Here is a 26,547-nt window from a genome sequence, read left to right as displayed (position 1 = left end):
CGAGAGTTCAGCCTTGTGGCTGGAAACGTTATGTACGGGCTTTCACCGTGATTCACGTTTCAACGAATCGCACTATAGTCTTCAATAATCGAGTAATTCACGGCTATTGTACCCGCCGAATCAGTGAAGGTGACTTCATCTTGATAATGACGGGGTGTTTGCATCAGCAACCGCCAAGCTTCTCCAGCATCTATTAAATTCATGCGTCCGGGATAGTGAATTTGCAACAACTCTTGCACCATCGGATAATAGTCTGAGTTCATGCTGGGGAAAATATGATGTTCTGTGTGGTGAGAGAAATTCAAGTGCAGCAGGTCAAATATTTGAGGAACCCGCACTGACATACTGTTGATCAGCGGGTCATTAATGGCGGTCATCCGGCAACCCATGTGGTTGGTATAGATGTAAAACATTGCGCCTGCATGACCAATTGCGATCGGCAAAAAGTAGGCGAGAGCGATTTTGAGCGGATGAAAATTTAGGTAGAACAAAATACTCGCATGAATTCCTAAAATTCCCAGACATTCAAATGCGATTGTCAATCTATCTTTAGGACTAACTGTAAAGGCAGCCGGTACGTAATCAACAGATTTATCGTTAAATAAAAGTACCGAAGTGAGATTGCGGAAATTATGCACTAACCACGAACCGGCCATCCCTACAATTAACCACACCGGATTGACTTCCACCGATGGGACAAACAGATTTTGAATCCATTTTCCCCAAGTATCTGGTTGCTGGTACAGATAGTTGCGATCGGGGTCGGCCACAGAGTTCGTGTTATTGTGATGTACGAGATTGTGTAGATTTTTCCACTGAGTAGGTGGCATAAACAGCATACTTAGTCCCAAAAAGGCGATCGGATAAGTGAGGCGCGACTTTTTCTGAACGCTACCGTGCATCAAATCGTGGGAGCTAAATAGCAAAACTATGATACTATTGCCCATGATGACGGCTAAAGGTAAGTAAAGCCCTAAAAGATAGACAGGCCAGTGATCGAGATTAGCAGCAATTCCCCATCCCAGCAATAAAATAGCAGCGTTGATGAATAGTATTGCTAACTTGCTAGGATCTGGTTCAAAGGCATCTGATGGCAGCAGCGGACGCAATTTTTTCACATATACCGAGTGATGAATTAGCGTTTCTTCGCCTAAAGTCGGCGTTGCCGCCTTGTCTAGAGTATTGAATAATTTTTTTGATTTCATGTTATTGCTAAGAGTATTTTCAGGTGATTTAATAACTTTCTAAAGTTAATTAGATCCAGTACCTATTTGAGATTGACCCACAAATGAATTGCGAGCTTATTGTCAGGAGGCCAAAATTTTATCTGTCTCCACGGCAACGATGCAGCAGCTTGTGACCAAATTGCTTTATATCAAAGCTGCTTGACTGTTGTACCAAGATATTATATCCCATAAAGAAAATTTTATAAACAACTATTAAAGGCTTACGCATCGATAAAAGTCTCCCACTTTTCAGTTTGGTTTAATCCCAATAACCAATCATAAATAACCTATAAGATTAAAAAAGTCCGTTTCCCTGAACAATTTCTTTAATGGTCGTCAGCGTATCTAACCCGATCAATCCCCGACGATAACCTTTTTGGTTAGACATTCCCAAAAATATCGCATCTCCCCGATTTTGATAGCGCCAAAACCGAGGTGAGGCATTAATAAAAGTTGAGGCGCTGTTAACATCCAGAGCAAATTGGCGACTTTCTAAGTAAGATTCAGTGGCGATGCAGTCAGCGTGGCCGCTGCTGTAGCGGTTGATCCAGCCGATCGCAATTTCTAAACTATCGACAACTTTAAACGCTATGGTTTTGTTTAAATACGGTTGAGTCCACTCGTATGGTTCCGCCAGCTTCAAGTCTGGGAAATCTGCGACGAGATCCGCATCGGCACTAATTTGAAAGCCTTTTTCTTTTAAACTGTTCCACAGCCTGACTAATGAAGAAGGCTTTTGGTTGCGATCGATCAGCACTTTCTCGATCGCATTAACAGGATCGGGTACGCTTTGATGGCTGTCCAAAATCATCCACCTTGCCATCTCCAAACTGCCAGTCGGTGACCAATAAAGGTAACAATTTCCCATTGCCGACCTCAAAACGGGTGCTGTGCACAACCTTACTACCTGCTGCACCAAACTTGGCCTGCCGTAGGGAATAATTAAATTGAGATATTGGTCTTGAGTGACCAATTCTCTGATCGAAGCCCCCCGATCCGGCGGCAGTACCTGCAAACATCCTGACGGCAAACCGACTTCATCGATCGCCGAAAGCAAAGCTTCTCCTATTACTGTATTAGTTTGCCAGCTTTCGCTGCCGCCTTTGAGAATCAAAGTGTTAGCACTTTTGAGACACAAACCTGCTGCGATCGCCCCCAACTCTGGAAACGCTTCGTAAATAAGAGCGATCGCCCCCAGTGGCAACGACTGACAGTAAACCTGACAGCGATCAACCTGATAAGAAGCATTGATCACCCTGCCGATCGGATCTGGCATTTCCCCCAACCGTTCCAGAATTTGCACAGTTGTCTTGATGCGTTCCGGCGTCAGCTTCAGCCACTCCACAATCAACTCGGGAATCGCCATGTCCCGACTCGCTTCTAGATCCAGAGTATTTGCTTCTAAAATGTCATTTTGCCGGCGTTTCAGCGATCGCGCCATCGCCTGCAAAGCTGCAGCGCGATCCGTGCTCTTTGCTGCAGCCAACTCCAAAGAAGCTTGATAAGCCCGGCGGGCGACATTTGCCCCCTCTGATGAATGGGTAAAATCCTCTATTATCATCTAGTTAACGCCTGTAAGCCAGCCATACCATCAGCGCCGGTAGCATTGCTAGCAGCACGGCGACCATTGCCCACAGAATAATATTCGGGCCCGGTGAGTGCAGCGCCAAGGGCAACCAAATCAGTAGCGGCACCAATATCATACCCAAAGTCAGTGGCAAATAATGGGCCTTCAAACCCGGATGCGCTCTGTTCCACTGGTTCCCTGTCCACCGCCAAGCCTGCTTGTAAGGATAGTTCGTTGATAGTTGCTCAATCACGTATCCACTTTCGTCCAATACAAATATTTGTTGACAGCGGTTGCAGCCAAAGGCTTCTGTCAACGTTATGGGAACTAGACGACCCCGGCGTCGGCAAGGACAGGGGTACTCATCGTTTAAGTCAATCTTGGGAGCTTTTTGAGATGGCACTAGCGATCGGATAAAAAAAGCGTTTTTGCAAAAATAATCGTTAACATATCCACTTAATCAAACTTGTCAATTCCGCCCTAGCGAGGCTTTCAACTGCCTATTCCGAGATATCGCCCGATCGGCAATTTTGACTTGCAAGTTCTGCATTCAATCTTACCACTAACTTAGGTATTTTCAACCATCATTAGGAGTATACCGAAAACTTTCTGGATCTACTTTCCGGTTTTCTTACTTTTTTTATTTTCTAAAGCGGGTGACGCGATTCGAACGCGCGACATTCACCTTGGCAAGGTGACGCTCTACCACTGAGCTACACCCGCATTTCCTGCGGTATTAACAATATTGTCTCAATTCTCGGAATTTGTCAAGTCTTTTTAGTAAGTTTTTTTCACAAACCCAGTACACCCCCCCCAAACCCACTCCCCACCTGAAATTTCAGCAGCCAGATTATTAACCAAATCAGTAATTGCCGTGAAGAGGCACTGCCATCCGCCGACGGCAAAGCTACAATCAAGCTGGAATTGTGGGAGAACACTGTCATGTCAGATTTAAATCGCGGAATCATGAAGTTCAAGGGAGCTGACAGTCCTATAGCGATCGCCATTTCGGCGATTGTCATTGCCGGCGGAATCGGCTTCTTGATCTGGTGGGCGCTGCAATCAGCCTACACCTTCAGCTAACCGACTACTCAAACGTAAAACTTATAAGGCCTTGCTCAGAAGGCAGAATTTAAGAAAAATTCTGTCTTTTGCATTTTTTGCCCTTAGTCTTGAATTTATTGCCCAGGAATGCGGATTGATTGCTGACGATCGAATGATTGCCATAAATCACCCGATCGGGCGAGTCGTTAGCATGAGCCGAGAGGACTTCCCGATCAACTACTTTTGTAGTACACTTGTAAACAAAGCGCGCCGAGAGCGCAGTTTTAAACGCAAGTGTTTGCAAGGGTTGTATCTCAACAAAAATTTATGGCAAGCTTTCAGGACATCTTCAAATACTACAGTCGCTACTGGAAAATATCAGTTTACAGCATAGGCGCATCCAGCATTTTGGCGCTAGCCGATTTGCTTGTTCCCTACGCGATCGGTCAAATATTAAACGTATTGTCGGGTCAAGCAACAGATACAATAACGCAAAAACTCATAGCAGCGATCGCCTCTGTTACCCAGCACTCACCCAACAAAATATTATCGCTATCCGTCTTGCTGGGCATAATTTTTCTGGTAACAGTCGCCAAAGCACCCATACAGCCTTGGGTGGCAAATTGGTTCCACTGGGCGATACCATTGAGGGCGAGGCGCGATCAAATGAGAAGTGCGATCGGCAAAATCCTTACCTTACCCCTAGAATTCTACGACGAAAACAACGCCGGACGGATTGCCAGCCGCATCGCCAAAGGCATCGCCAACCATACTTGGACTTACCCAGAAATTGCCGGGGAATTCATCCCCGAAGTCGTCCGCTTAATCGGCATTTTTGCCGTTATCTGGTTAATTGAGTGGCGGATTGGCTTATTAATTTTGGTTTCATTCCTATTTATCCTCAGTTTCACCCTCAAAGGCCTGCAAAAGGTGACTGCGCGGGAAGAAATTCTGGATGAATACATCGAAGATACCGAAAGCCGTAACTCGGAAATTATCACCAACATCAAAACAGTCAAAGCTTTTGCGACAGAAAGCGATGAACTCAAAAGGCAAACCACCAGACTCGATCGCGAATTAAAAGTCGTGATCCACCGCATTCACAAAGGATACGTCACCCTGGGGACATACCAGCAGACGATCGTCCAGTTGTGTTTGTTTTCAGTTCTTGGTTTTAGCCTAGCAGCCACGGTTGCAGGCCAAATTTCCCTCGGATATTTTGTTACCGTCTACACCTTGGCAAGCATGGCATATTCCCAACTGCGTCCGATTAGCATTATCGCCGAATTATTGGCGCGGCGTTATTCTTCAATGATCCGGTTCCACGAGTTTATGCAAACGCCAGACGGTGTTGATGCGGTTAATTTAGCAGAAAATGCTCGATCGGCGTCGCCTTATAAATTTACCGGCAAAGTTGAGTTCAGCGGTTTGACCTTCGGGTACGACAGTCAAAAACCCGTTTTGCAAGATGTGAATTTATTGATTCATCCCCGTCAGACTGTAGCATTAGTCGGGCGATCGGGTTCCGGGAAATCGACTTTAGTTAAACTCCTGTTTCGCTACTTTGAGCCCAACTCCGGCAGCATTCTCATCGAGGGCGAAGACATTCGCAGCTTAGACGTGACTCGCTACCGCCAGCGTTTAGCGATTGTCCACCAAGAAGTAGACGTTTTTAACGGTACTTTGCTGGAAAATTTGACTTACGGAAACAGAAGCGCCACTTTCGAGCAAGTTGAGGATGCTTGTCGCATTGCCAAAGTAGACGATTTTGTGCGGCTGTTGCCCCAAGGTTACTATACCGTTGTCGGGGAGCGAGGAATGCGCTTGTCCGGCGGTCAGCGGCAGCGGTTGGGGATTGCGAGGGCGCTTTTGGTGGAGCCGGATGTGTTAATTTTTGATGAGGCTACTTCTAGTTTGGATTATGAGTCGGAGCGATCGATCCAGCTAGCCATGCAGAATATTCTCGGTACGCGCACCACCATAATTATTGCCCACAGACTGAGTACAATTCGCGAAGCCGATGCGATCGTCGTACTCGACGGGGGTAGAATCGTCGAAGTTGGCAGCCACGAAGAACTCTTAAACCAACAAGGCATTTACCGCCGCCTGCACTCCCTGCAAGAAACCGGGGAATTAGTGAATTAGGGATTTGGGCTAAGTCTAGACTTAGGGTGCGTGCTCCGGGCGGGTACCAAGCCTAGACTTAGCAATGCGTATCTTAAACAGTATTCTATTTTCCGGTCTTCCCTAACTGACTTATGATTTCTCTACTTAATCATTAGAGTTTTAAATATAATGTTGCAAATAAAGATTCTGGTGCTAGGATTTATAACTGTGATGGAAATGGGTCGATGCCCGAGCGGTTAATGGGGGCGGACTGTAAATCCGCTGGCTACGCCTACGCTAGTTCAAATCTAGCTCGGCCCACCTCAATTTAATAAAAATTTAAAATTTAAGAATTAAAAATTAATTTTTTAATTGGAGGTTCTTAATTTTTTATGCCCGTGTAACTCAGTGGTAGAGTACCTCCTTGGTAAGGAGGAAGTCACGAGTTCAAATCTCGTCACGGGCTTTTGCTAAATTATGCCATACAAAAAATATGGGGGGTTGAATTGCTTCTTCAACCCTCCTCCTATTTTTTAATAGTCGCTTGCAAATAAAGCAGCGGGTCTTCAGCTACCCAACCCAAACCCGAATTGTACCGAACTTCAAAATGCAAATGAGATGGCGGAATGTCCCGTTTTCCCGTCATCCCGACTGTTCCCAAAACTTCTTTAAACTGGACTTTTTGACCGACTTTTACGGCAATATCTTTTAAATGAGCGTAGCGCGTTTGCTTCCCTGCTTGATGGTTCACCACAACTAAATTCCCGTAATCCCCCTGCGGCCCGGCAAAGGCGACAGTCCCTTCGCCCGCCGCCAAAACCTGCGTACCCTCCGACGCCAAAAAATCTACGCCGCTGTGGAAAAAAAATTCGCGGCGCATAGGATGCCATTGCCGCCCGTAACGCAAAGCTTCCACTGCTGGGGCGGGCAGCGGAAATCCTTGCACCGATGGCGTTGCATCGGGATTGATAGAAGGCCCGATCGACCTATTCACCGCAGGCACAAACACCGTTTTCCCCAAAGGCCTGCACCCATTCGCCTCAAATAGCAAATCTGCGGACACTTTGTAAGCTTCTGCCAGTTTTTGCCAATTCCAGCCCGCAGGCACTTCTACCTCGGTGCCACTGTACGGAGGAATGACGATCGCACTTCCAGCAGATACTCGACCGCCCCGCAACATCGGATTTATGCCGATCAGCGCGGCAGGAATCACATTGTACTGCCGCGCGATGCTTTCTATTGTTTCGCCCTGGGCCGCTGTGTGGCGGCGCAACCGAGACATAGCCGGACTCGGGCAATCGCGGGCGGGGTCGGGGTTTTCTACAGGTGTACCGGAGGGAAGATTTGCAGGTGCGGCCTCGGTATAATCCGCCGTTTTCCCAACGGGTGCGATCGACCAAAGTAGTGTAGAAATCAGCAGAAATAAGCGTTTAGACCTCATAATAATGTAGAGAAAAAACTATTCATTTCGGACAATTGACAATTTTTGAGTTGAGTGAAACTACATATTTACAAGCTCTAGCCACCCCCCAGACTGTAAATCCCACGCTAAGCCAAGTTAGGATGAGAATTATTAGTTTTGGTCGCTGATGGGAAATCAGGTAAAAATTGCCTGTGAGACCTATCAGCGCCTGCCGGTTAACAGCTATGTTTTTGAGGAAGCGGTACGCCCCGCCCCGCTTCCTTCCCGTCGCCAAGACAAAAATGCTGGATTGGGAACGTGTCTGCGGGGATGAGGTATTTAGCGGGAGTTATTAAATGAGTTTATCTTTTAAGCAAACGACCCTTTATGTGACTTTGCTGTCAATCGGCGGAGGTATGGGATGGTTAGGAAATCGCTATCTACAAGGCTCAAACAATCTGGAAACCGGATTGGTTTTGCCAGTAGTGCGCCAGCAAATCCCCCCCTATGCGTCTCCCCCAGTCCTGGAAAATCGGGCTGTCGATCGCAGCAATCCCAATTTTATTGCTGAAGCAGCCGAAAAAGTAGGCCCGGCTGTAGTGCGGATTGACGCATCGAGTAAGGTGGCGAATCAAGTACCCGAAGCATTCAAAAATCCTTTGTTTCGTCGGTTTTTTGGGGATAATTTGCCGCAGCCGGAAGAACGAGTCAGGAGAGGTACGGGTTCGGGGTTTATTCTCACTCCTGACGGCCGTATCGTGACTAATGCTCACGTTGTCTCCGGGACGGATACTGTCAAGGTGACGCTCAAAGACGGCCGTGAGTTTGAGGGTAAGGTGCAGGGAGTCGATCCGCTGACGGATGTCGCTGTGGTTAAGATTAATGCTAAGGAACTGCCGCAGGTGGCTTTGGGTCGATCGGATAATATTGTACCGGGACAGTGGGCGATCGCGATCGGCAATCCTTTAGGTCTCGACAATACTGTCACTGTGGGCATTATCAGCGCTACGGGTCGATCGAGTTCCCAAGTCGGCATCCCCGACAAGCGAGTCCGCTTCATCCAAACCGACGCCGCCATCAACCCCGGCAATTCTGGCGGGCCGCTACTCAATGACCAAGGCGAAGTAATTGGCATCAATACCGCTATCCGCGCAGACGCTCAGGGCTTGGGATTTGCAATTCCGATCGAAACCGCCAAACGAGTTTCCGATCAGTTATTCGCCAAAGGTAAAGCCGAACATCCCTATCTCGGCATTCAAATGGTCAGCTTGACTGCAGCCACCAAGGCAGAACTCAACAAACAGCTCGATAATAATAAAATTACCCTCGATCAAGGCGTAGCGGTGACGCGAGTCGTGGAAAATTCCCCCGCTCAAAAAGCAGACTTGCGCGCCGGAGATGTCATTCAAAAAGTTGACGGAATTGCGGTGAACACTCCCGGGGACGTGCAAGAACGGGTGGAAAGCACTGTTGTGGGCAAAGAACTTGAAGTGGAAATTAACCGTGTAGGTCAAGTTCAGAATATAAAAGTACGTCCGGGTGCTTTTCCCCTATCGGGTAGCCCCGCCGGTGGGTAATACCATTTTCGATTGGGGATTTTCGATTGTCGATTAAATAATGGGGAATGACTTACTGCATAAGCATTTGGAGCTTACCTACAGTTGCATTCTTTTTTGAAACTGGTATTAGTTGCAAACGGTAGAGGACGAAAGATGAATCTGATGGTTTATAGTCCGGGACGTAGCAACCGGGTTTTTTCACCAAAACCTTGGGTGTAGCGCGAGGGATATCCGGTTAACAGCCCGGTTTCTTAATTCCCTGTGCGTCCAGGACTGTTTATTTTTTTTAACAACTTTCATCTTTCGGGCTTCCCCAACCCCTTGATCTTTTTACTTGTCTTTGGCAGAGTTTGGTTGAATCGAGCTGGTGCTTGCTAAATTTTCTTCTAGGTGCATCCTCTGCTCCATTTGTCTCAGAAAATAGCCTGTCATCATCGCTGAAGCTAGCAAACCTGCTAAGTTTTCGCGGTCAGTGGTAATTTCGACGTTAAAATTTTCTGAAGGCAAAACGCCGACAAGTCCTTGAACGTTATGAGAGATAATTTCTCTGATTTCTGGGCTGGCGGACTTGGCGACTCGGGCTAGAACCTCCGGGGATTGGTGTTGGAGGTACTTCAGCAGTGGATTGACTGCGGTTTGTTGGGCATTGGATGTGTCAAAGTCAGGGTGAAAAACCATTTGGCGATTCTTAATTTCTGGCTGGTTACATTCTACTTCAAACTACTCGTCATTGCTTGGGTACAAATTTGCCTGAAAGTCAATTTGCAATTGTTTTGGCAGTTGGTCTACTTGAAAGTACCGATGAAACTTCTCGGTAACTTGTAACCAATACGATCGCCCTTCAGTCGGTCGCCGTTTGCGCACGAAACCCATTTCTACAAGTTCCTGCACTTGTTGGTAAGCTCCGGAACCTCGCAAGTTAACTAAGTCTGGCTGAGCGATGCCGCCTTTGAGGGCGATCGCCGCCAGCGTTCGTAAAGCTCCAACACCTAATTCTGGAGGTATTAAAGTTTGCATTAAACTGGCAAACTCTTCTCTGAGTTGCAGGCTGTATCCCGTGGGGGTTTCTACGACTTCTAATGCACTGTCCCGGCGGGATGAGTCAGACATGAGTTCGATGATGGCGTCTTCGGCTTCGGCTCGATCGCACTTGGCAATCTCGGCAATTTCTGCGATCGACACTGGCTGACCTTTTAGGTAAAGTATTGCTTCTATTGTTGTGGCTAAGCGAGTCATTTGGGAATTAGTAATTAGGAATTGGGACGTTAAAGTTCGGAAACGAGCAGTGTACGGGATTTAACGGATGGATGTTGAGGGAATAAGTCAAGCGTGAACAAAGAAGAAGGAATCAGCAAAAAATAACTATCCGTCTCTCCGTGACTTCGGGCTCATGAATCAAGGGAATTTGTAAAAAAACCGGCTCTCCTGGGTTTATGGTGTATACGGTATCAGGCACAACTGTTCGTGATTCTGTGACGGCCTCTCCGTAAGGATATGCGGTTTGCTTATCACTACAAACTCAGGAGAGCCAAAAAACCTTCTCATTAAACAATAGATTGAGCGTGTCGGTTGTCTCTAAAAAAAAACCAACTCTTTCTGTTTTCAGTTTTTGATTTTAATCCGAGGATTTTTGCTGAAAAATTTTGCCGTTTTAATAGCCACTTGGGGAATCTAAAATCTAAAATCTAAAAGTGAAGGACTGCTATTAGCAATTACCCATTGCTCAATCTAACTGTCGGCCAGTCAGTTCTACAAAAATATCCTCTAAATTAGAAGGACGAACCATCATGCCAGTCTTATCATCTTTGGCATCGAGATATAAATTAGCTTCTTCCAGAGTAGGGAAAAACTTGTATTCCCAGCGATCGCCTATTTGTTTCATCACTAAACCTTGACCGTGTTGCTGCCGCAGTTGGGCCAACGTTCCCAGTTGAATTAACTTGCCGCCGTCCATAATGCCGATGCGATCGCACAAATACTCCACCTCATCCATATAATGCGTTGTTAACAGCATTGTCATTCCCTGCTTGTTCAAATCTAAAATAATTTCCCACAATCGGCGCCGCGTTTGCGGGTCTAACCCTACAGTCGGTTCGTCCAAAAATAAGATTTGTGGCTCATGCAAAAGCGATCGGGCAATTTGCAACCTTCGCTTCATTCCTCCCGACAAAGTTTTTACTAAGTCGTCTCGCCTTTCTGCTAATTCTACATATCCCAACCACTGTTTAATTAACTGTTGCCGCTTCGGATTTGGGATGTGGTGCATCCGCCCGTGAAACTCCATATTTTCCCATACTGAAAGCTCTGTATCGACGCTGATTTGTTGGAGTACGACGCCTATACACTGTTTCACTTGCAAGCTTTGCCGCATCACGTCATATCCAGCTACCTGGATTTGACCGCTGCTGGGTTTAGTCAGAGTAGTCAGCATCCGAATTGTGGTCGATTTTCCGGCACCGTTGGGGCCTAGGAGGCCGAACATTTCTCCGGCTTCAATCGTGAACGAAAGGTTATGGACAACGGGGATTTTGTTGTAAATTTTGCAGGCGTTTTCCAGGGAAACAGAGACAGACATAGGTGTCATGGTAAGATAATTCGATGTTAGTCAGCGGTAGAACAACAAGAACGCCGACTAGGAGAAAATAGACAATGACTTGCACCACCGCATTCAAACAGTCCTCGATCGTACTCGCTGGCGCTTTGATTTTAGCAGAAGGCGCTGGCCTCGCTCAGCTAGCCACAGCCCAAGTGAATCTAAAACCAGTTTTAGGGCGCAGTCTACCACCGCTGGGTCAGCCCTTTTCGCCTCACAAATCGGTGCTGCTTGCCTCCGATCATCGGGAGGATCTGGCAAACAAGATCAATTACTATATCGAGAGCTGCATCAATCAATACTCTAAAAGTGTTTTGGAAAGTCGGCGCCGTTACCTCGAATGGGCGAATGCCACAACTGGCCCGACTGGTAAAGAATCGACGCTCAACGGTGTAGACAAACTGGAAGATCCGAATATTTGCGTCTATGGAATCCAAAGAGCTGCAACAATCGAGCCTCACAATCAGGCCCTAGAAGCAGCAGCGGATGCCTATCAGAAAGCGCTGGTGGCGCTGGCACCGCTGATGAATGAGGCCAACCTTTACTACAAACGCGAAAATTATCAGGACGACAATATGGCTAAAGGTAGGGATTTGCACCCCCGGCTGATGGCTGCTTGGGATGCCTTTATTAAAGGTAATTTGGAATTGCGACAACAGGTTAAGGCGGTTAGGAAAGAAGTCGACCAAGAGCATCTCAAAAAACTAGAAGCTCAGCCCCGCAAGCTGCAATATTTTTCTTTAAAAGCCACTTTAGAAGCGGAGGATATTTTGACGGCTGCTAATGAGTTTAGGTCGGCCAATGATTTTCAGCTAGAGCAATTTGAAACCTTGGTTGCGACTTATGAAAAAACGGTAGACGATTTGCTTGCTTACCATGCTTCGCACCCGGATCAGGGCAAGCCTGTCATGTTTTCTATACGCTTCTCGGATCATCACGAAAATTTTTTAGTGGCAGCAAAACAGTTCTTACGTCGGCGGCGGGAGCGCCTGGGCGATAATAGCTTACCAGATTCTCCATCTATAATCAGCGGGGACGGAACTCTGTCTAAATTGCGGTATTTGTACGGCGAGATTGTCTCTGGTTATAATTCAAACCCTTTCTGGTAGTGGTGTGGAAGTAATGTTTTTCGCGCGTTCGATCCGACATGGAGACGCCGATTGCATCGAAGTACATTATTACTTTTGCAGAGCTAAGCTGTTACGCATTTAAATTGGAAATTCGGGACAGGCTAGAAGCCCGTCCCACAAGAGTTGTATTGATTTTTGACAGACAGTTTAAATGTAGAACAGCTTATCCCTTTCTAGAAACAGTCTTAATACTCCGAAGTTACTTCAATCTCAACCACTGTGGAGTCCCCGCGAGTTACACTCAAAAAATAGGGCGATCAATCATCAAAAATATGAATTATGTTTTCCATAGCTACAGCAAAACAGGGTTTAATTGACAAAAATATCTCATCAAAATCATCGGTAAAAATAGCCTAAAAACTCGGTTTCTATGTTATTTTTGCGCTAGGTTTGTTAGTGTAACTAATCTGATACCAGTTTCAACAAAGGATGCAACTGTAGCCCCGCGTTCCAAACCCATACAGAATCAGTTATTCCCAATCTAAAATCTAAAATCTAAAATCTAAAATGGTATGAGTGTCATCCGCAGGTATAAGGCTGATTTTTTTTACCGCTTGCAGCACCTACTTATTGCGGTTGAGTTAACTCGGGTTTCAATTCCATCATCCGGCTGTCTAATTTGCGCGCTGCTTCGCTAATCGTAATAGTCGGTTTAGTTCCGTCGAGATACATAATCGCCATAAAACTTGCTATTTTTCCCCGCCGAAACAGCGCGCAAATTAGACATTCATGGTTATACCTTGTATTTTTCCTTGAGTGATCCACCCAGCCGATACCTCGCCAATCTTGTCTTCTAAGGTTAAAGCGGTAAGATTAGCAAACTGAAATTCCTTGTTACTACTGTTTAAACCTTGGGAGAACTGTTCTGCAAAACTCCCTTCACGGATTTCAGCATCAAATTTAGCTTGATCGAGCCGGTTGGGCAGTTGCGATGTAAATCCTGTGACTACTTGAAACTGCTGGTCATCGTTCTTGTAATAACCAAACACGCTTGCTGATTTAAAGTTTGGGATACCGCTGACTATGTTTTTGATAGTGGCAGGTGGCATCTCTGTAAAAGCTGCGGGCAAGTCTTGTAAGGTAAGGGTTAGGCCGGACAAGTCCGCTGCAGGAGTTAGAATATCGGCAGACAGAATTTTGCTGCGATCGATCGCCTTGGTTGCGATAGACTCTTCGCAAAATCCACCGCCCAATCCAGCACTAATTAGCAAACACACCAATAACACAACTTTTTTTTCATTATTTTGCCCTGTTGCTATTGCCCATTACCAATGTCTACATAACTCTACCCCAAAGCGCTGTCTTTTAGTCTGCTGTTTCTAATTCCTCTAATTCTTGCGTAGACTGCCATCCAGCTTGCCAGAGCGATCGGTCTTTGAGCTGTGTGGCGTTCAGCCAAAAACGGACATTTGGATCGCAAGCCGCCACCATTTCCGCAAATACCCATTTACCTTCGTTTTTTCGATTGACTACTTGGAAGTGTCGCCACCCCCAAGTTTTTTGGTGTGAAGTCCATCGGGAACCCACTAAATAAGGAAATTTTTGTTTCTTCGGCACAGTATTTTTGTTGACCAATATTTGAGAAAGCAAGTTAATTGTAATAACTCCTTCTGTTTGAGGATATTAATTCCCTATCAAATCTCCTCTAATCCTCTCCGCCTCCCCTCTCGAACATAACAGACAATATACAGGCGCTGCAGCTTATATAAGAGTGCACCTAAACTCTATCTGCAAGTAGATGCGTTTATTGTAAGTAACCACACAAAATTTATTACATAAAGACTCCTTGCTGGGCAAGGGTTTCAGGAGAAATATTGTGTAATTAATTCGGAACTACTACTTAACTAGCAGCAGCTTCGCCTCGCGTTTCAAAAGTAAGGGCAGTTCAATGACTGCCCCTGTAATTAGTTATACCTATTGAATAGGGATGATTTTTCACTCGATCCACAAATAGGAAATTTATGCAGCACGAGGTAAATCGTGAATCTCAAATCTAAAAGCAAATAACCTAGGTTATAGTTGTGCACAATAATCCGTTCTGTGAAACTTACTCAAATCTACTTTTCTAGCAGGTTTGACCTTCACTTCCTGCTTCTGCCAAGGCGGTCGGCCGCTTCTTGTCCGCAGGCGTCTTTTTGAACCCAACTCTCCCTACAAACATTTTTTCAATCTTAATCGTGTTTCATTGATCCTGTACAGCTCAATAAAAAAACACTTTTAGGAAAGATTGACTAATTTCTTTCATTCTGTCGTTACCCCTTGATTACTTCCTTGTTAAGGCTTTTGGCCCGATAAATCCAGAGGAAGTTGGGGTAGCCGGAGCCGAACCGCATTTGTTTGCAGCCAGAGAGTGATGGCGTGCTTCCGCTGAGGAGTCACGTACTCTCCCGGTCTGATCACGCCAGCACAGACGCCGATGTTCTTAATAAGGGTCTCTCGCTCCGATGAACTTGCACCCTGTAGCAACCTGACTTGGGCTTTGATAAAATCCACGTTCATAGCTGAAAGTAAAAGTAACTAAAGAACTCAGTTAAATAGCGATGCTTTGTTTCCAAGTGTAACTCTAAAACCCTTTGGTAAGAATCAAATTGATTCCACATCCCCAGGATGGGGATCGGGACCTCTAGAGCTAGCCAACTTTATTTACTTTATCTGTTTTTGTTAGCAAAAGTGTCACTATGCTAGCAGTTTTGGCAGAATAATTTATAGTTAAGAACTGTTACAAATTTGGCTCGTTTCCCCCTATACGGCAGAGTTTAGTGCTAACGCTACTCTCGTGAACTCAAAAAGTTTAGCATTGTCTCCAACTCCTTCCCTTCTTAGGTTTTACCATCCTCCATTGGGAAGCGATCGCTCGCCGAACCTTCCTCTTCGATTGCCCCTCTTAACATTCAGACACAACCACCTCACCCTATTGATTTAGAGCTGCCCCTCTGTCTCGCTGTGGACTATAACTTCAGGCATACGTGTTGTTACCGGGGCTACCATAAGCGAGCAAGTTTTTATTCTTGTTTCTCAATGATATATTTTTTTTCTTGTCTTGCAAAGCCCTTATTTGTGTTAATTAAGGCAGCTTTTTGATGTCCGCGCCGAAGAGTCGCAGCTTGCGAATCCAGATATTTTACGCTCTGTGGCGGTGAATCTGTTTTCTGGATTCATTGGGGGCTATCGTTCGTCGGCTAGAATTGCCAGTAACGGCTCAACTTGTATAATTCATAACAGATATGTCACTGCTAATAATTTAAAAACAGCACAATTTTAAACAGTCTTCCATCCGTCGATCGATCCTAATAGCCTACAAAAACTGATAAAAAATTAGCTCTGCCTAGGCGATTTTTAAAGGAAATTTTCCCTTAGATCTTGGCCTTATATAGCAATTTGATATAGCCCTATTTGCGGATCACTAAAGTTATAATTAACTATAGATTAAGCTGATAACCCTGCGTGACAAAAGACAAAAATTAACTCTTTTAACTTGCAGTTATAATTAACTCATTTACGACGGGTTTATAATTAATAAAAATATACCTTTACAGCCATCCTTATTGTTTAAAAAACTCGTTTTTGAATGGAGGCGTCGGTTGAGGGAACTCTGGACGTTAATTAAAGATATTAATTAATCGGCGTTGCACAATTTGAGGATTATTGTGGTGAGTAGGGGTTAGGCGTCCCGCCTGCTTTGAAAATACACGCCTTCGGTCTCATGAACCCATCCACAAAAACAATCAAAATCATCCCACTATTATGCAGCCCCAATTAATCAGCTCATACGATATCTTTCACTCTACAAAAAACAACCAACCAGGGAGCATATAAAATCCCCTCGCGCAGAAGCTGCGGAGGGGAAATGGTGAATAAAATTATTGGTTTTAAATTATCGGTATGTAGGTCTTTTTTTGCAGTATCAAGGGGTATCGCTCGACCTATTTCGACCAGTCGCTAAGATAATTTCCCGGTGGTAAACCAAGAAATTATCAACTAAATCAACCTTTTTTCGGGCGTTGGAGCTTAGTTTTCCAATTTGCGATATACTTCTGAGCCTGCTGATAGCTCTTAGTACCCGACGGCACAAGCGAAGCAGATTCAACAGCCTCTTTCAGCTTTCCTTGAGAGCTACGCAACTGAGCAATTTTGAGAATACTTTCGCTCCACTCTCCAATTAACTGTTGAGCTTCTTCATACTTCGGCTGACCGGGTTCAATTTTATTAGCTTGCTGGATGCCTTTACTGTAAGAAGAGGCAACCCCCCGCTTAATTTGACCCTTAGCAGCCGATAGCAAAGCAATATTTACATCCTGGTCTTTGGATAGCTCCTGCCACTGAGCGATCGCCTGTTTCGACTGATTGTACACAGGCTTATTGACATCCGGCATCAATTTAGCCGCCCCGATCGCCCCCTGGAAATCGCCCCGAGCAGCCCGCCCGTTAGCTATATCCAAAATCGTCAAACTCCAGCGCTCAATATCCTGCTGAGCCTGCGGGTAAAGCGGATCGCTAGCAGGAATCGTTCGAGCCTTAACCACTGCTTTATTAAAACTAGAAGCCGAACCATCCTTGAGGAAAGTTTTTGCCTCAGCCCACACCTGCTGGCTCGATGGTGGCTGCTTGGTTCCACTCCCTGCTTGCACCGCCCGCGGTTGGTTCTGCGACCCCCCAGTACCAGTAAATTTTTGAGAGCCAGACTTTTGGGCATTTTCAGCAGGCGATCGAGGATCTCCCTCCTGCTGACCAATAAAAATTGATTTGTTTGTCACAAAAACACCCAACAGCAGCACTAAAGCCGTAGCTGAACTCCACAAAACTAGCTGCTGCAAAAACGATTTATCCGATCCCCCATTATGCTCATCCTTCGGCTTTTGCAAGTTCGGTTCATCGCCCCCCCGATCGGCAGCGCCCACAGCATTCGGCTGCGACACAGGCGACATCTCAACCGAAGAATCCTCAGCGTTGCGAACTGCCGGAGGCATATCCATTCGAGCCGTAGCCGTAGCCATTTCCGGGCGATCGAACCCATCAGCCGTATTAACCGCCATATTGCCATTGCGTCCTGCCAATACAGCATTTTGCACCCCAGAAGCATCCGGGAAAATCACCAAATTAGCCTTTCCAGGAGGATTCACCACCATCAAAGGTTCTTGTTTCGGACGCAAATGGTGGTCACACAGCTCCGGCAGCCGCTCGCTCAAAAAACGGTCTAAACCCTTAATGGTCGTGCACTGTCCCGAGCGTAGCCCCTCCAAAAGCGCGGTCGTAAAAAACCCCTGACGCAAAGCCGAAGTTTCCCGCGAAACTTGATTCGGGCGGCAAGAAAGCACCGTTGGGATTTCCAGTTCCCGCGCCAGCTCAACCGTTTGAGAGCCGATCGTTTCCCCCCCTTTCACAATCTGGCTGCGGTTCATATCAACCAGCACCAATACCGTTTCCGTAGGAGCGTTTTTCAGAGTATTCAACAGCAACTCTACCGGAATCCCCGTACCCTGAATGTCAGCCGGATTTCCGTCAACCGGCATTAAATAATCCTTACCTTCATAGCTGACACCGTAGCCGCTAAAGAAACACCAGAGTAAATCTCCCTGTTGCACATGTTCCGCGCACAGGCTTTGGGTCAATCTCAGAATATTTTCCCGATTTGGATATGTAGATTGACCCCACAGCGACGGCGAGCTATCCGTCATCAGCAGACATCCATCCGGCCCAAAACCCGCCTCCTCAGTCAAAAAACCGTACAGTGCCTCTGCATCCTCTTGGGCATAACTCAAAGGCTGGAGTAACTGATATTGATTGATGCCTATTGCAATACAAGCGTGATGTTTCATCCCCATATGCCCTATATATATAATGGACAGCTTGCACAAAACGATAACACATAGCCGTTTAAGGTTATATTCACTTTCGCCAGCACTCAGAGAGCAGTTGTCCGAAGGCAGAACTCCCAACAAGCCCCCAAATTTAGCATCCTAGAATTTTTAATTTTTATATTGCAGTAAAAAATTATACCCTGTGCCTGCCTTTAGAAAAATAAAGTTAAATTGGATACACAGACCAGTCTATTTGAATCTAATTTTCACCAAACTACACCAAAAAGGAATAACCCGCCAATGGTCTCTACCGCCAAAAAAGAAATCTCCCCCCACAGCGAATCGCTACTGAAGCAAAAGCATCCTAAAACTCACAGCCACTATAGATTTCAGGATTTTTTTGCCTTCGATCGCCAGATGGGTACAATTGACGACTGGAATGAGTCGCGCAACATTTTTACCAGCGAAGACTTCATTATCGGTTTGGTGGAGGGGCTCGAAGAAGAAGTCGGCCCCGCGTCCTCTGTCATCATGTATACTATTGGTTGCCAGTGGGGACTCCAAGATTCCGAATTTTTTCAAAAATGGTTTAGTGCCGAATACAGCCAGAACATTCGCCAGTCAAATCTCATGTTTCTGCTAGAAACTTGGTGGTGGCCTTTCACGGCTCAAGGTTGGGGTCGCTGGGAAGTGGACATGAGCGATCGCAAACACGGCTGCATCTTCATCAACCTCTTTGACTCAGCAGTTGCTCGCACATTGGGCGACGTAGGCAAACCAGTTTGTCACCTATACGCTGGTTTGTTCGCCGGTTTCTTCGGCTCTTTAGTCAAAAAGCCTCTGAGCTGCATAGAACTCCAATGTTACTCAATGGGAGAAACCTATTGCAAGTTCCTGCTTGGCAACCCAGATAAAATTGATGCAGCAGCATTCTGGCTCAACGAAGGTGCCAACGCCCGCGATATTCAAAATCGACTGCAACACGGTGAAATATTGCGGTAAACAACCTGGAAAGGCACATCCCCTGCCCTGCCTTTCCTCCCACCAATTTCGCGATCGAAAGTGCGATGGTGGATTTCTCCAGGCAGGAAGAAAGATGAAAAGTCAAACTTCATGGTTGGACCAATCTGTCCAAGAATTCTTTGGTCACTATAATTGGCTGGGAAAATCTTTAGAAACCCCAAAAGGCTCGACCCCCGGTCAACTTCTGAGTTTAACCCAACCAGTAGCTGACTTTTTTCAAGCTATTTCTTGGGAAGGAATTCCGGAAGTAGGTGCCCTACCCCTACCGCCACCCTTGCCCGTAATTTCTATTTCTGAACAAGCAGAAGTCACCATTGATGACCTATTTGACCTGTTTTAATCAGTGTAGGGAATGGAAAATAAAAAATATGGCAATCCCTCATCCATCTCCCTCACCCCTCTTTCCTCCTCCTTCAAAATCCATAAGTTAAATCCGTTAAATCCCGTACATTGCTCGTTGCCGAACTTCCTTCCTTTTATCAATTACCGATTACCACTTAATTAAAATCATGCACCCTGAGATTGAGGCGCTGCTAGATCAGGCAGAAAACCGCTTTTTAAAAGGCGAAGAACTCATAGCTTTTAAGCGTCAAGCTGTAACCCTTGTCCAGCGCTTAAAAATTTACGAATTTTTGCGAGAGAAGGAAGCAAGCATCTTCCAACCAGTAGCCAACAAACTACAAGAAACATTCCCCGACGAAAAACAAGAAATTTTAGAACGATCGCTCAAACACTGGGTGTTAGTCTTGCGGTACTGCGCTATGGCTATGCTGCTGAACGATCCAAATTTTCTAGAACAGCGCCTTGTAGACTGGCTTTCCGGCATAGTCGAAGCCCACCAAACTCACAATATCGAAGCAACTGTTTACAATCTGCTGCAAACTCGTTTAAAAGAATTGCTTTCCGAGCAAGCCCGGGCTATATTGCAACCATTTTTCGACCAAGCACAGTCAATTATTATTGACCAAGGTAATAAATAATCAGCTTTCTTCCCAATTTCCAATTCCCGATTCCCAATTCCCAATTTCCGATGATTAATATTGCCGACTTACTCAAACAGCCCCGACTCCCTGGAAACTACTTTGCCAGCGATGCCTACGTCCGAGGCGACCTCGAACTCGGCCTCCTCGAAAACCGCCGGGGTGATCGGCTCTTAGCACTCCCAGAAACACTGATTCAAGCCATTTATATCGGCTTAGAACAAGAAACAGGTCAAGCCTCCCGCCTCGTGCTTTTCAACTGCGGTCGCTGGTGGGGTAAAAACTTCTACGTGCGTTTTTGCGAAGAAGTCAGCGAATACTACGGTCAGCCAGTTTCTGAAATGGAAATGGTAGAATTTCTTCAGTCCTTGCAGCAGTGTTGGAAAACTCATGGATGGGGAACATTTGAGCTTGACCCCAGCTCTTCCGAACATGGATTTTTAATAGTAAAAATTGCTAACTCTCTTTTTGCTAAAACAGCCCCCAAATCTAAGCGACCAGCCTGTTTTTTAGAAGCAGGTATTTTAAGTTCTTTCTTTAGTCAGCTTACGGGTCGAGAACTTCACTGCCTGCAAACATCCTGCGAATCATTGGGTTCGGACTGCAATCGCTTTATTTTAGGGCTGCGCGATCGCCTACAACCGGGCGATTCTATGGTCGAAGAAGGAAAAGACCATGAAGCTATTCTCAGTCAACTTTTTCAAAAAAACTGAGTGATTTGACAGCTATTACTTTGTTGCTAATAGCTGTCAAATCGAGTGTTTTACACCCATATTATCGACCGTATCATCAAAACTGTGAGTTAAATTATAAAAAAGCTCCTGAGTTAAAAATCAGGTTTTATAAATTCAAATTAAACCTGATAATAACTAGCAGCTAGAAACTGCCTAACTTACTCTAGAAACTCATAAAATTTAAAAGCAATCAAAACCTCAAACATTGTGCTAGAACTTAATGGACGCCAATGAACTTCTAACTCGATATGCAGCCGGCGAAAGAGATTTTAGACTGGCAAATCTGCGCGGCATTGTGTTGAGTCCGATCGATTTATACCGTTCCAACGATGCCCCAACTCTAATTTTGGCAAACCTCAACCAACACCAGCAACGACCCTATTTAATCGGTGCGAACCTCAGCGGTGCCGACCTCACAAAAGCCCATCTCAGCCGAGCCAATCTCAGCAAAGCTGACCTCAGCGGAGCCAATCTCACCGGCGCCAACCTCATGGCAGCCAGTCTGAGCGGGGCCAATCTCATCGGTGCCAATCTCACCGGCGCCAACCTAGCCGGCTCTCATCTGAATTGGGCAAACCTGACTGGAGCAAATCTTCCCAATGCTAATCTCATAGGTGCAGATATGAGCGCCGCTAATCTGACCAAAGCCGTTCTCACCGAGGCCAATCTCAGTAAAGCCTATCTGATTAAAGCCAATCTCAACGGGGCAAACTTCAAAGATGCTTACTTAAGTCTAGCGAGTCTGAAAGAGGCAGACTTGACCGAAGCACAGCTCACCGGAGCCGAATTATCCAAAGCCAACCTAGCCGGAGCCAACTTAACCCGTGCTAACCTCAGCAAAGCCAACCTGTTGAAAGCTAATCTCAGGCGAACTAATCTCACTCAAGCCTATTTAAACGGCGCGTGCTTGATCGGATCAGACCTTAGCGAAGCTTGCTTGGATAGAGCCAATTTGTGCAAAGCAGACCTCAGCAAAACCTACCTGAGAAACATTACTTTGAATGGCAGCCACTTAAGCGGTATTAACCTCAGCGGGGCCGACCTCAGCGGTGTAGACTTGAGCCGCAAACTTTTAACTGGAATCAATATGGCAGAGGCATTGTTGAACGAAGCCAACTTGAGCGGTGCTTATCTGATGGAAGCTAACTTGAGCGGGGCAAACCTCAGCAAAGCCAACTTGAGTCTAGCCTACCTGATCAATGCCGACCTGTCTAATTCTTGCCTCCATGAAATTAACTTGAGCAAAGCTAACCTGAGTAAAGCCAACTTGCAGAAAGCTGACTTGACAGGAGCCAACCTCCGGGGAGCCATTCTCACTGAGGCGGATTTGACGGGAGCAAAGTTGATTGGAGCCACTCTTCCTAACGGCACGGTTTATCAGCGTTAACTTGTCAACCTTGATTATTTGCCTAGTAAAGTGCGGTTGATGTCCAGAATCGGAAAAAATAGGTTCCTTTCTTCCACCGTGAGATATTGTTTGAGTACCTTTTTCATCACATCGTAGGTCACGGTTGCACTATTTCTAACTTGAACAGCGCCTAAAATAGTTTGCAACCAAAGTAGTAGCCGATCGCGCAATCGTTCCGTATCATTAATCAATAGTGCTGCCGCCGAATGCCTCAACACCCGCACAATATCTCCACGGCACTTTTCAGTGACATCGTTAGCCCCCCGCCGAAATAAACTAGGGTCTAGAGACAGCATTTGTGCTTCCACTTGCCGCATAATTTCTGTTTCAGAGGCTTGAAGTTTTTTATAAGCACTCATCCGGTGATTCAAAGACTGAAAGTAGTCTTTCAAAAATTGGAGTTCTTCTGCACTGGCGTAGCGTCCGTCTGCTTCCATGCTCAAACGCGCAAGTTGGCTCAACATAGATTTTTCTCTACTACTAAAATACAAACATATCAGTTTTAAGCTTCTTTAGTCCGAACTAAATACTGTCCTACTTGAAAACGGGTTTCATTAAGCTGTGTAACGATAGAACGAGTAATTAACTTACCTGATTCTACAACTACTTGACCCGTAATTGGGTGTAATAAATCTTGCTGGGCCCGGCGACCGATCAGAGCTTCGACATTTTCAATAGCATTAATGTACATCCCCGCAGGCAACTGTACAACCACACCCTCGCCCATAATTTGAGCCTGACAAGCAAGTCGCGAATTGGCTTTAGCCGTAGTAATGACTTCCAACGTCCTTCTCTCGCGGCGGTTCATGTCCGACAAGCCTTCCATGCCTTCTTTAATATAAACATGGCAGGTAGCGCACATTCCCCGCCCCCCGCATTCCTTGAGAACGTCTAAGTCTTTGGAAAGTAAGGCAGACAGGATATTTGATCGGGTTTCGACTGCTATTTCCTCCGCAATTGGATCTAGTTTAATAATTTTAACCATATTGATGTTTGCTCCTGTCAAGTTCAGTATTTAGCAAGTTACGATCAACTTATTCAAAGCTCAAAAAAATTTGGCTAACACTCAAAAAGGTTAAGATGCCTTGACGACAGAATCGGCTTGTGGCTCTCTAATCCCTCTTGCATAACCGCACTTCTGTTTTGGTCATCGCTGTTCCCTCGCCCGGATTCCCCAGCTTAGCCTTGAAAAGCTAAAACCTTAGATACTTTCTAGATGGCCTTGAAAAAACTGTAATAGTCGCGATCGACTAAAATAGCAGCCACAGGTAGTTCCCGAGCGGGTATCGGCATCCAGCAAAATTGATAGTGATTCCGAAGCTCAAGGATTTTAGTAGGTCTGAGTGTGCGATCGCTCTCAAGGAGGCTGAGAATGAACCTGAGATAACATAGGCTGTAGCTGGCGATCGATTCAAAAATTTGAATTTTTGTCAGAATTATTTACATATTTTAATACTAGCTCAAGCTTTATCTATAATTAGACCGATGCAACATTCTAAGTACCGCATTTTAGGGCTAGTCGGACAAGGACAATTTGGTCGAGTCTTTTGTGCCAGCGTTCGAGAAGCTCCCGCCCAGGACTCCCGCCTCACCAGCCAACTGGTTGCTCTCAAAGAACTTAGTCATCAAAAAGCCCCAACTAGCGAATTCTTGCGAGAGCTGTGGTTTCTGATCACCTTGCAGCACCCGAACATTGTTACCTGCCGAGCTCTAGAACACACAGCTACAGGCAGGTACTTGGTTATGGACTACTGTGAGGGAGGAACCCTCCGCAACCTGCTCAAACAAGACCGCCCCTTGCGTCTGCTCGAAGGTTTACAGCTAGTCATGGAAGTTTTAGCTGGCTTAGACTACGCGCACCGCCGAGGCGTAGTTCACTGCGACATCAAACCCGAAAATATCCTCCTAACCCTAGGAGCCAAAGGTTGGTCGCCCCGGCTTTCTGACTTTGGCATCGCGCGTCGGCTGCCTGAAATTGGTACCACTCGCCTCCACCAAGAAATTTCTCCCGACGCTACCGTAGGTTCCCCCGCTTACATGGCCCCTGAGCGGTTTTACGGTCTTTTTTCCCCTATGTCAGATATATATGCAGTAGGAATTCTGCTGTTTGAATTGCTAATGGGCTACCGCCCTTTCGGGGGAACCCCCGGGGACTTGAGGTGGGCACACCTGAATCAACGCTTGCAATTTCCCGACGCCATCCCCGAACCTTTGCAAGCAATAGTCAAAAAATCTTTAGAAAAGCTCCCAGCCCGCCGTTTTGCCAGTGCTTCCCAAATGGCTCAAGCTCTGCGTTTGATCATGTACGACCCGGCTGTCAGGCAATTGGGCGACTGCATTATTCCCTGGGAAAGCCCCACAACCAGTGGTGATAAAAGTCTGAAGTCTGAAACTGAGTCTTTGCTAGAAGTTGAAGAGGAAAAAGCATCACTGTCGGCGATTAATTTACTTGGGACTGTGCGCTATTCGCTTTCGCACCCCACGCCACTGATACTTCCAGCACCGTTGACCGCTTTAATTGCCACTGAAACGTATCTCTATGCTGTTGTAGGTACAGAGGTGAAGGTGTGGTCTCAGCCGGGAAAACAGCTAGTTACAGGAGAAATGTCTATTTCTATTTCATTAATGCCGGAAATCGTGCGCGGCATTTTACCTGCTTCCCACGGCTGCTGCGTTCTCACTCCCCAAAAACTTTACTGGCTCAACGAAGACTCTTGGGAGCCTCAGTGCCTGCTCGATATGGGTTTGAGGCAAGGTCCTGATGCTTTAAAAGCTGCTGTTGACCCTCACGGCCACTGGTTGACAGTAGCCGTTCCCGGCGAACTGCGTTTTTATTCTTTAGCTGGAAACAGCACTGCTGGCGATCAGAAAAAAGTCCTGAAGCTGATCGCTACTGTGCCGTTATCAGAACACTATTTACCAGAATTAATGTTTTTGGATCGGCGACACGTCTTAGCAGTTTGGCCGGACAACGAGCCAAAAAATCCCCAAACTATTTTTAGAGTTTACACTCGCCGCGGCACGCCGGTGGGTTCTGTGCGGTTGTCTGCCAGCGTCGGACAGATGCTGTTGACACCTGAGCCTTATACTTTGCTGGGAATTCCCCAAGGTGGTAAAGCGGCGGTGCTGTTGCTGAAATTGTGGCCGCTCAAGGTAGCGCGAATTCCGCTTGAAAGTTTGCCCGTGTCTGCTTGTGTGGCTAATTGGGGATGGGTGTTGGCAGATGTTGGGGGGCAGATAGAAGTGTTAAACAGTCAAGGGATTCAAGTAGGGAGTTTTAGCAGCCCCGCCTCACCCCGGGCGATAGCTCCCTGGGGGAATAGAGGTTTGGTGATTGCTGTCAATACTGAGGAAGAGAGTCACTTGCACTTTTTAGATGTAGATGTTGAGGAGACCAACTCGCCCTCGATCATCAAAGGCTGATAAGTGGGGTAACTGAAGGAGTTTCGGGGTGTAATTCAGGGAGTGTATTTGCGGGCGATCGATTCCTGGGAGTTTGCTCAGGGTTAGAGTACCGTGTCGTGTCAACTTCTGGATTTTGAATCAGAGGAATTGTTAAGGGCGATCGGCTCAATCTAAGACCCACACTTCCCTCAGTAAAGTCCAAGAAATGCAGACACCACTTAATAATATATATGACTCATGCACCAGCCTGCTTATGTCATCCTAACCCCATGATGCAGCCTCACACCTTACACTCTAACTTTGCTTTACCTATACTCCAAGTAAGCCCCATCATCAGGTTGAACCACTGAGTTCTTCTACCCATGCGCGGGAAATAGTCCGCCCAAAAGCCGTATTTTTATCCAAAAAAAGACCCCATAGTTAAAAGACGAGTCGTGCTGTGCGGATGGCCAAGCAGTGCTTTCTGGCCGAAACCCTTGGTGTGTATAGGTTCCGAAAAAAGTCAAAAATATTTTCGCAAAAAGCTTGACAACTCAGGGGAGAGTTGATACATTAATAAAGCGCCAGAAGAG

Annotated in this window: 24 protein-coding genes and 3 tRNA genes; 12 read left to right on the top strand and 15 right to left on the bottom strand. The window is 46.1% G+C overall.

The annotated features are described in order from the left end of the window. Positions 1-59 precede the first annotated feature (59 nt). The 5 genes from QUA40_RS19460 to QUA40_RS19440 form a co-directional block, all read right to left on the bottom strand. Positions 60-1,205 (bottom strand): fatty acid desaturase, encoded by a 1,146-nt coding sequence (locus QUA40_RS19460; protein WP_333128766.1) that lies wholly within the window; start codon positions 1,203-1,205, stop codon positions 60-62. 316 nt (positions 1,206-1,521) lie between these two features. Beyond that, positions 1,522-2,787, bottom strand: a complete 1,266-nt coding sequence (locus QUA40_RS19455) for a glutamate-5-semialdehyde dehydrogenase (protein WP_333128764.1) — start codon at positions 2,785-2,787, stop codon at positions 1,522-1,524. A gap of 4 nt (positions 2,788-2,791) precedes the next feature. Continuing rightward, the gene (locus QUA40_RS19450) at positions 2,792-3,196 is read right to left on the bottom strand and encodes a hypothetical protein (RefSeq protein WP_333128762.1); all 405 of its coding nucleotides are present in this window, start codon (positions 3,194-3,196) and stop codon (positions 2,792-2,794) included. 248 nt (positions 3,197-3,444) lie between these two features. Next, positions 3,445-3,516 (bottom strand) — tRNA-Gly (locus QUA40_RS19445). A 68-nt stretch (positions 3,517-3,584) separates the two neighbouring features. Then, complete coding sequence (locus QUA40_RS19440) at positions 3,585-3,815, bottom strand: hypothetical protein (RefSeq protein ID WP_333128768.1); 231 nt, start codon at positions 3,813-3,815, stop codon at positions 3,585-3,587. Positions 3,816-4,164: 349 nt separating this feature from the next. Here QUA40_RS19440 and QUA40_RS19435 point away from each other — a divergent pair, with 349 nt between their 5' ends. From QUA40_RS19435 to QUA40_RS19425, 3 genes are all read left to right on the top strand, one after another. After that, complete coding sequence (locus tag QUA40_RS19435; RefSeq protein ID WP_333128759.1) at positions 4,165-5,982, top strand: ABC transporter ATP-binding protein; 1,818 nt, start codon at positions 4,165-4,167, stop codon at positions 5,980-5,982. A gap of 200 nt (positions 5,983-6,182) precedes the next feature. Next, positions 6,183-6,264 (top strand) — tRNA-Tyr (locus QUA40_RS19430). Positions 6,265-6,337: 73 nt separating this feature from the next. Next, positions 6,338-6,409 (top strand) — tRNA-Thr (locus QUA40_RS19425). Positions 6,410-6,469: 60 nt separating this feature from the next. Here QUA40_RS19425 and QUA40_RS19420 read toward each other — a convergent pair. Further along, positions 6,470-7,384 carry a M23 family metallopeptidase gene (locus QUA40_RS19420; protein WP_333128757.1) on the bottom strand — a complete coding sequence of 305 codons (915 nt, stop codon included), beginning with the start codon at positions 7,382-7,384 and terminating at the stop codon, positions 6,470-6,472. Between the two features lie 148 nt (positions 7,385-7,532). Between QUA40_RS19420 and QUA40_RS19415 the strand changes: the two genes are divergently transcribed. Together QUA40_RS19415 and QUA40_RS19410 are read left to right on the top strand one after the other, a co-directional pair. Beyond that, positions 7,533-7,679 (top strand): hypothetical protein, encoded by a 147-nt coding sequence (locus QUA40_RS19415; RefSeq protein WP_333128754.1) that lies wholly within the window; start codon positions 7,533-7,535, stop codon positions 7,677-7,679. A 22-nt stretch (positions 7,680-7,701) separates the two neighbouring features. Further along, positions 7,702-8,922 (top strand): HhoA/HhoB/HtrA family serine endopeptidase, encoded by a 1,221-nt coding sequence (locus QUA40_RS19410; protein ID WP_333128753.1) that lies wholly within the window; start codon positions 7,702-7,704, stop codon positions 8,920-8,922. A 312-nt stretch (positions 8,923-9,234) separates the two neighbouring features. Here QUA40_RS19410 and QUA40_RS19405 read toward each other — a convergent pair whose 3' ends face one another. The 3 genes from QUA40_RS19405 to QUA40_RS19395 all read right to left on the bottom strand — a co-directional run bounded on the left by QUA40_RS19405 (position 9,235) and on the right by QUA40_RS19395 (position 11,479). After that, entirely contained in the window at positions 9,235-9,582 is a 348-nt protein-coding gene (locus QUA40_RS19405) for a DUF760 domain-containing protein (protein ID WP_333128751.1), read from the bottom strand. Between the two features lie 42 nt (positions 9,583-9,624). Then, complete coding sequence (gene scpB / locus QUA40_RS19400) at positions 9,625-10,140, bottom strand: SMC-Scp complex subunit ScpB (protein WP_333128750.1); 516 nt, start codon at positions 10,138-10,140, stop codon at positions 9,625-9,627. Positions 10,141-10,627: 487 nt separating this feature from the next. Then, positions 10,628-11,479, bottom strand: a complete 852-nt coding sequence (locus tag QUA40_RS19395; protein WP_333128748.1) for an ABC transporter ATP-binding protein — start codon at positions 11,477-11,479, stop codon at positions 10,628-10,630. A gap of 74 nt (positions 11,480-11,553) precedes the next feature. Between QUA40_RS19395 and QUA40_RS19390 the strand changes: the two genes are divergently transcribed. Further along, a complete protein-coding gene (locus QUA40_RS19390; RefSeq protein WP_333128746.1) occupies positions 11,554-12,606 on the top strand; it encodes a YiiG family protein in 1,053 nt (350 codons plus the stop codon). Positions 12,607-13,346: 740 nt separating this feature from the next. Here the strand turns inward: QUA40_RS19390 and QUA40_RS19385 are convergent. The 4 genes from QUA40_RS19385 to QUA40_RS19370 all read right to left on the bottom strand — a co-directional run bounded on the left by QUA40_RS19385 (position 13,347) and on the right by QUA40_RS19370 (position 18,443). Continuing rightward, on the bottom strand, positions 13,347-13,853 hold the full coding sequence (locus QUA40_RS19385; protein ID WP_333128743.1) for a hypothetical protein: 507 nt from the start codon (positions 13,851-13,853) through the stop codon (positions 13,347-13,349). 79 nt (positions 13,854-13,932) lie between these two features. Then, positions 13,933-14,184, bottom strand: a complete 252-nt coding sequence (locus QUA40_RS19380) for a TIGR02450 family Trp-rich protein (protein ID WP_333128741.1) — start codon at positions 14,182-14,184, stop codon at positions 13,933-13,935. Positions 14,185-14,901: 717 nt separating this feature from the next. Then, positions 14,902-15,126, bottom strand: coding sequence for a hypothetical protein (locus QUA40_RS19375; protein WP_006635912.1), 225 nt, complete (start codon positions 15,124-15,126; stop codon positions 14,902-14,904). Positions 15,127-16,610: 1,484 nt separating this feature from the next. Further along, positions 16,611-18,443: a caspase family protein gene (locus QUA40_RS19370; protein ID WP_333128739.1), complete on the bottom strand. Its 1,833-nt coding sequence runs from the start codon at positions 18,441-18,443 to the stop codon at positions 16,611-16,613. A gap of 282 nt (positions 18,444-18,725) precedes the next feature. Between QUA40_RS19370 and QUA40_RS19365 the strand changes: the two genes are divergently transcribed. The 5 genes from QUA40_RS19365 to QUA40_RS19345 all read left to right on the top strand — a co-directional run bounded on the left by QUA40_RS19365 (position 18,726) and on the right by QUA40_RS19345 (position 22,549). Continuing rightward, positions 18,726-19,427: a V4R domain-containing protein gene (locus tag QUA40_RS19365; RefSeq protein ID WP_333128737.1), complete on the top strand. Its 702-nt coding sequence runs from the start codon at positions 18,726-18,728 to the stop codon at positions 19,425-19,427. A gap of 94 nt (positions 19,428-19,521) precedes the next feature. Then, positions 19,522-19,788, top strand: a complete 267-nt coding sequence (locus QUA40_RS19360; protein ID WP_333128736.1) for a hypothetical protein — start codon at positions 19,522-19,524, stop codon at positions 19,786-19,788. A 169-nt stretch (positions 19,789-19,957) separates the two neighbouring features. Further along, positions 19,958-20,428, top strand: a complete 471-nt coding sequence (locus QUA40_RS19355; protein WP_333128734.1) for a phycobilisome protein — start codon at positions 19,958-19,960, stop codon at positions 20,426-20,428. Between the two features lie 50 nt (positions 20,429-20,478). Next, positions 20,479-21,141, top strand: coding sequence for a V4R domain-containing protein (locus tag QUA40_RS19350; RefSeq protein ID WP_333128732.1), 663 nt, complete (start codon positions 20,479-20,481; stop codon positions 21,139-21,141). Positions 21,142-21,382: 241 nt separating this feature from the next. Continuing rightward, entirely contained in the window at positions 21,383-22,549 is a 1,167-nt protein-coding gene (locus tag QUA40_RS19345) for a pentapeptide repeat-containing protein (RefSeq protein WP_333128730.1), read from the top strand. Positions 22,550-22,563: 14 nt separating this feature from the next. Here QUA40_RS19345 and QUA40_RS19340 read toward each other — a convergent pair whose 3' ends face one another. Then, positions 22,564-23,034 carry a phycobilisome protein gene (locus QUA40_RS19340; RefSeq protein WP_333101006.1) on the bottom strand — a complete coding sequence of 157 codons (471 nt, stop codon included), beginning with the start codon at positions 23,032-23,034 and terminating at the stop codon, positions 22,564-22,566. A gap of 38 nt (positions 23,035-23,072) precedes the next feature. Then, a complete protein-coding gene (locus QUA40_RS19335) occupies positions 23,073-23,555 on the bottom strand; it encodes a 2Fe-2S iron-sulfur cluster-binding protein (RefSeq protein WP_006635922.1) in 483 nt (160 codons plus the stop codon). A 500-nt stretch (positions 23,556-24,055) separates the two neighbouring features. On the opposite strand from QUA40_RS19335, the gene QUA40_RS19330 reads away from it, so the two are divergent. Continuing rightward, on the top strand, positions 24,056-25,993 hold the full coding sequence (locus QUA40_RS19330; RefSeq protein ID WP_333128728.1) for a serine/threonine-protein kinase: 1,938 nt from the start codon (positions 24,056-24,058) through the stop codon (positions 25,991-25,993). The last annotated feature ends 554 nt before the right edge of the window (positions 25,994-26,547 follow it).

The sequence above is a fragment of the Microcoleus sp. Pol11C3 genome (genome assembly GCF_036701485.1).
Lineage (GTDB): Bacteria > Cyanobacteriota > Cyanobacteriia > Cyanobacteriales > Microcoleaceae > Microcoleus.
This window is presented reverse-complemented; position numbering and strand designations above follow the sequence as displayed.

Coding starts and splice junctions, on each gene's coding strand:
- QUA40_RS19460 (WP_333128766.1), bottom strand. CDS start 1,205: ATGAAATCAAAAAAATTATTCAATACTCTAGACAAGGCGGCAACGCCG.
- QUA40_RS19455 (WP_333128764.1), bottom strand. CDS start 2,787: ATGATAATAGAGGATTTTACCCATTCATCAGAGGGGGCAAATGTCGCC.
- QUA40_RS19440 (WP_333128768.1), bottom strand. CDS start 3,815: ATGACAATCGCCGAAATGGCGATCGCTATAGGACTGTCAGCTCCCTTG.
- QUA40_RS19435 (WP_333128759.1), top strand. CDS start 4,165: ATGGCAAGCTTTCAGGACATCTTCAAATACTACAGTCGCTACTGGAAA.
- QUA40_RS19420 (WP_333128757.1), bottom strand. CDS start 7,384: ATGAGGTCTAAACGCTTATTTCTGCTGATTTCTACACTACTTTGGTCG.
- QUA40_RS19415 (WP_333128754.1), top strand. CDS start 7,533: ATGGGAAATCAGGTAAAAATTGCCTGTGAGACCTATCAGCGCCTGCCG.
- QUA40_RS19410 (WP_333128753.1), top strand. CDS start 7,702: ATGAGTTTATCTTTTAAGCAAACGACCCTTTATGTGACTTTGCTGTCA.
- QUA40_RS19405 (WP_333128751.1), bottom strand. CDS start 9,582: ATGGTTTTTCACCCTGACTTTGACACATCCAATGCCCAACAAACCGCA.
- scpB (WP_333128750.1), bottom strand. CDS start 10,140: ATGACTCGCTTAGCCACAACAATAGAAGCAATACTTTACCTAAAAGGT.
- QUA40_RS19395 (WP_333128748.1), bottom strand. CDS start 11,479: ATGTCTGTCTCTGTTTCCCTGGAAAACGCCTGCAAAATTTACAACAAA.
- QUA40_RS19390 (WP_333128746.1), top strand. CDS start 11,554: ATGACTTGCACCACCGCATTCAAACAGTCCTCGATCGTACTCGCTGGC.
- QUA40_RS19375 (WP_006635912.1), bottom strand. CDS start 15,126: ATGAACGTGGATTTTATCAAAGCCCAAGTCAGGTTGCTACAGGGTGCA.
- QUA40_RS19370 (WP_333128739.1), bottom strand. CDS start 18,443: ATGAAACATCACGCTTGTATTGCAATAGGCATCAATCAATATCAGTTA.
- QUA40_RS19365 (WP_333128737.1), top strand. CDS start 18,726: ATGGTCTCTACCGCCAAAAAAGAAATCTCCCCCCACAGCGAATCGCTA.
- QUA40_RS19360 (WP_333128736.1), top strand. CDS start 19,522: ATGAAAAGTCAAACTTCATGGTTGGACCAATCTGTCCAAGAATTCTTT.
- QUA40_RS19355 (WP_333128734.1), top strand. CDS start 19,958: ATGCACCCTGAGATTGAGGCGCTGCTAGATCAGGCAGAAAACCGCTTT.
- QUA40_RS19350 (WP_333128732.1), top strand. CDS start 20,479: ATGATTAATATTGCCGACTTACTCAAACAGCCCCGACTCCCTGGAAAC.
- QUA40_RS19345 (WP_333128730.1), top strand. CDS start 21,383: ATGGACGCCAATGAACTTCTAACTCGATATGCAGCCGGCGAAAGAGAT.
- QUA40_RS19340 (WP_333101006.1), bottom strand. CDS start 23,034: ATGTTGAGCCAACTTGCGCGTTTGAGCATGGAAGCAGACGGACGCTAC.
- QUA40_RS19335 (WP_006635922.1), bottom strand. CDS start 23,555: ATGGTTAAAATTATTAAACTAGATCCAATTGCGGAGGAAATAGCAGTC.
- QUA40_RS19330 (WP_333128728.1), top strand. CDS start 24,056: ATGCAACATTCTAAGTACCGCATTTTAGGGCTAGTCGGACAAGGACAA.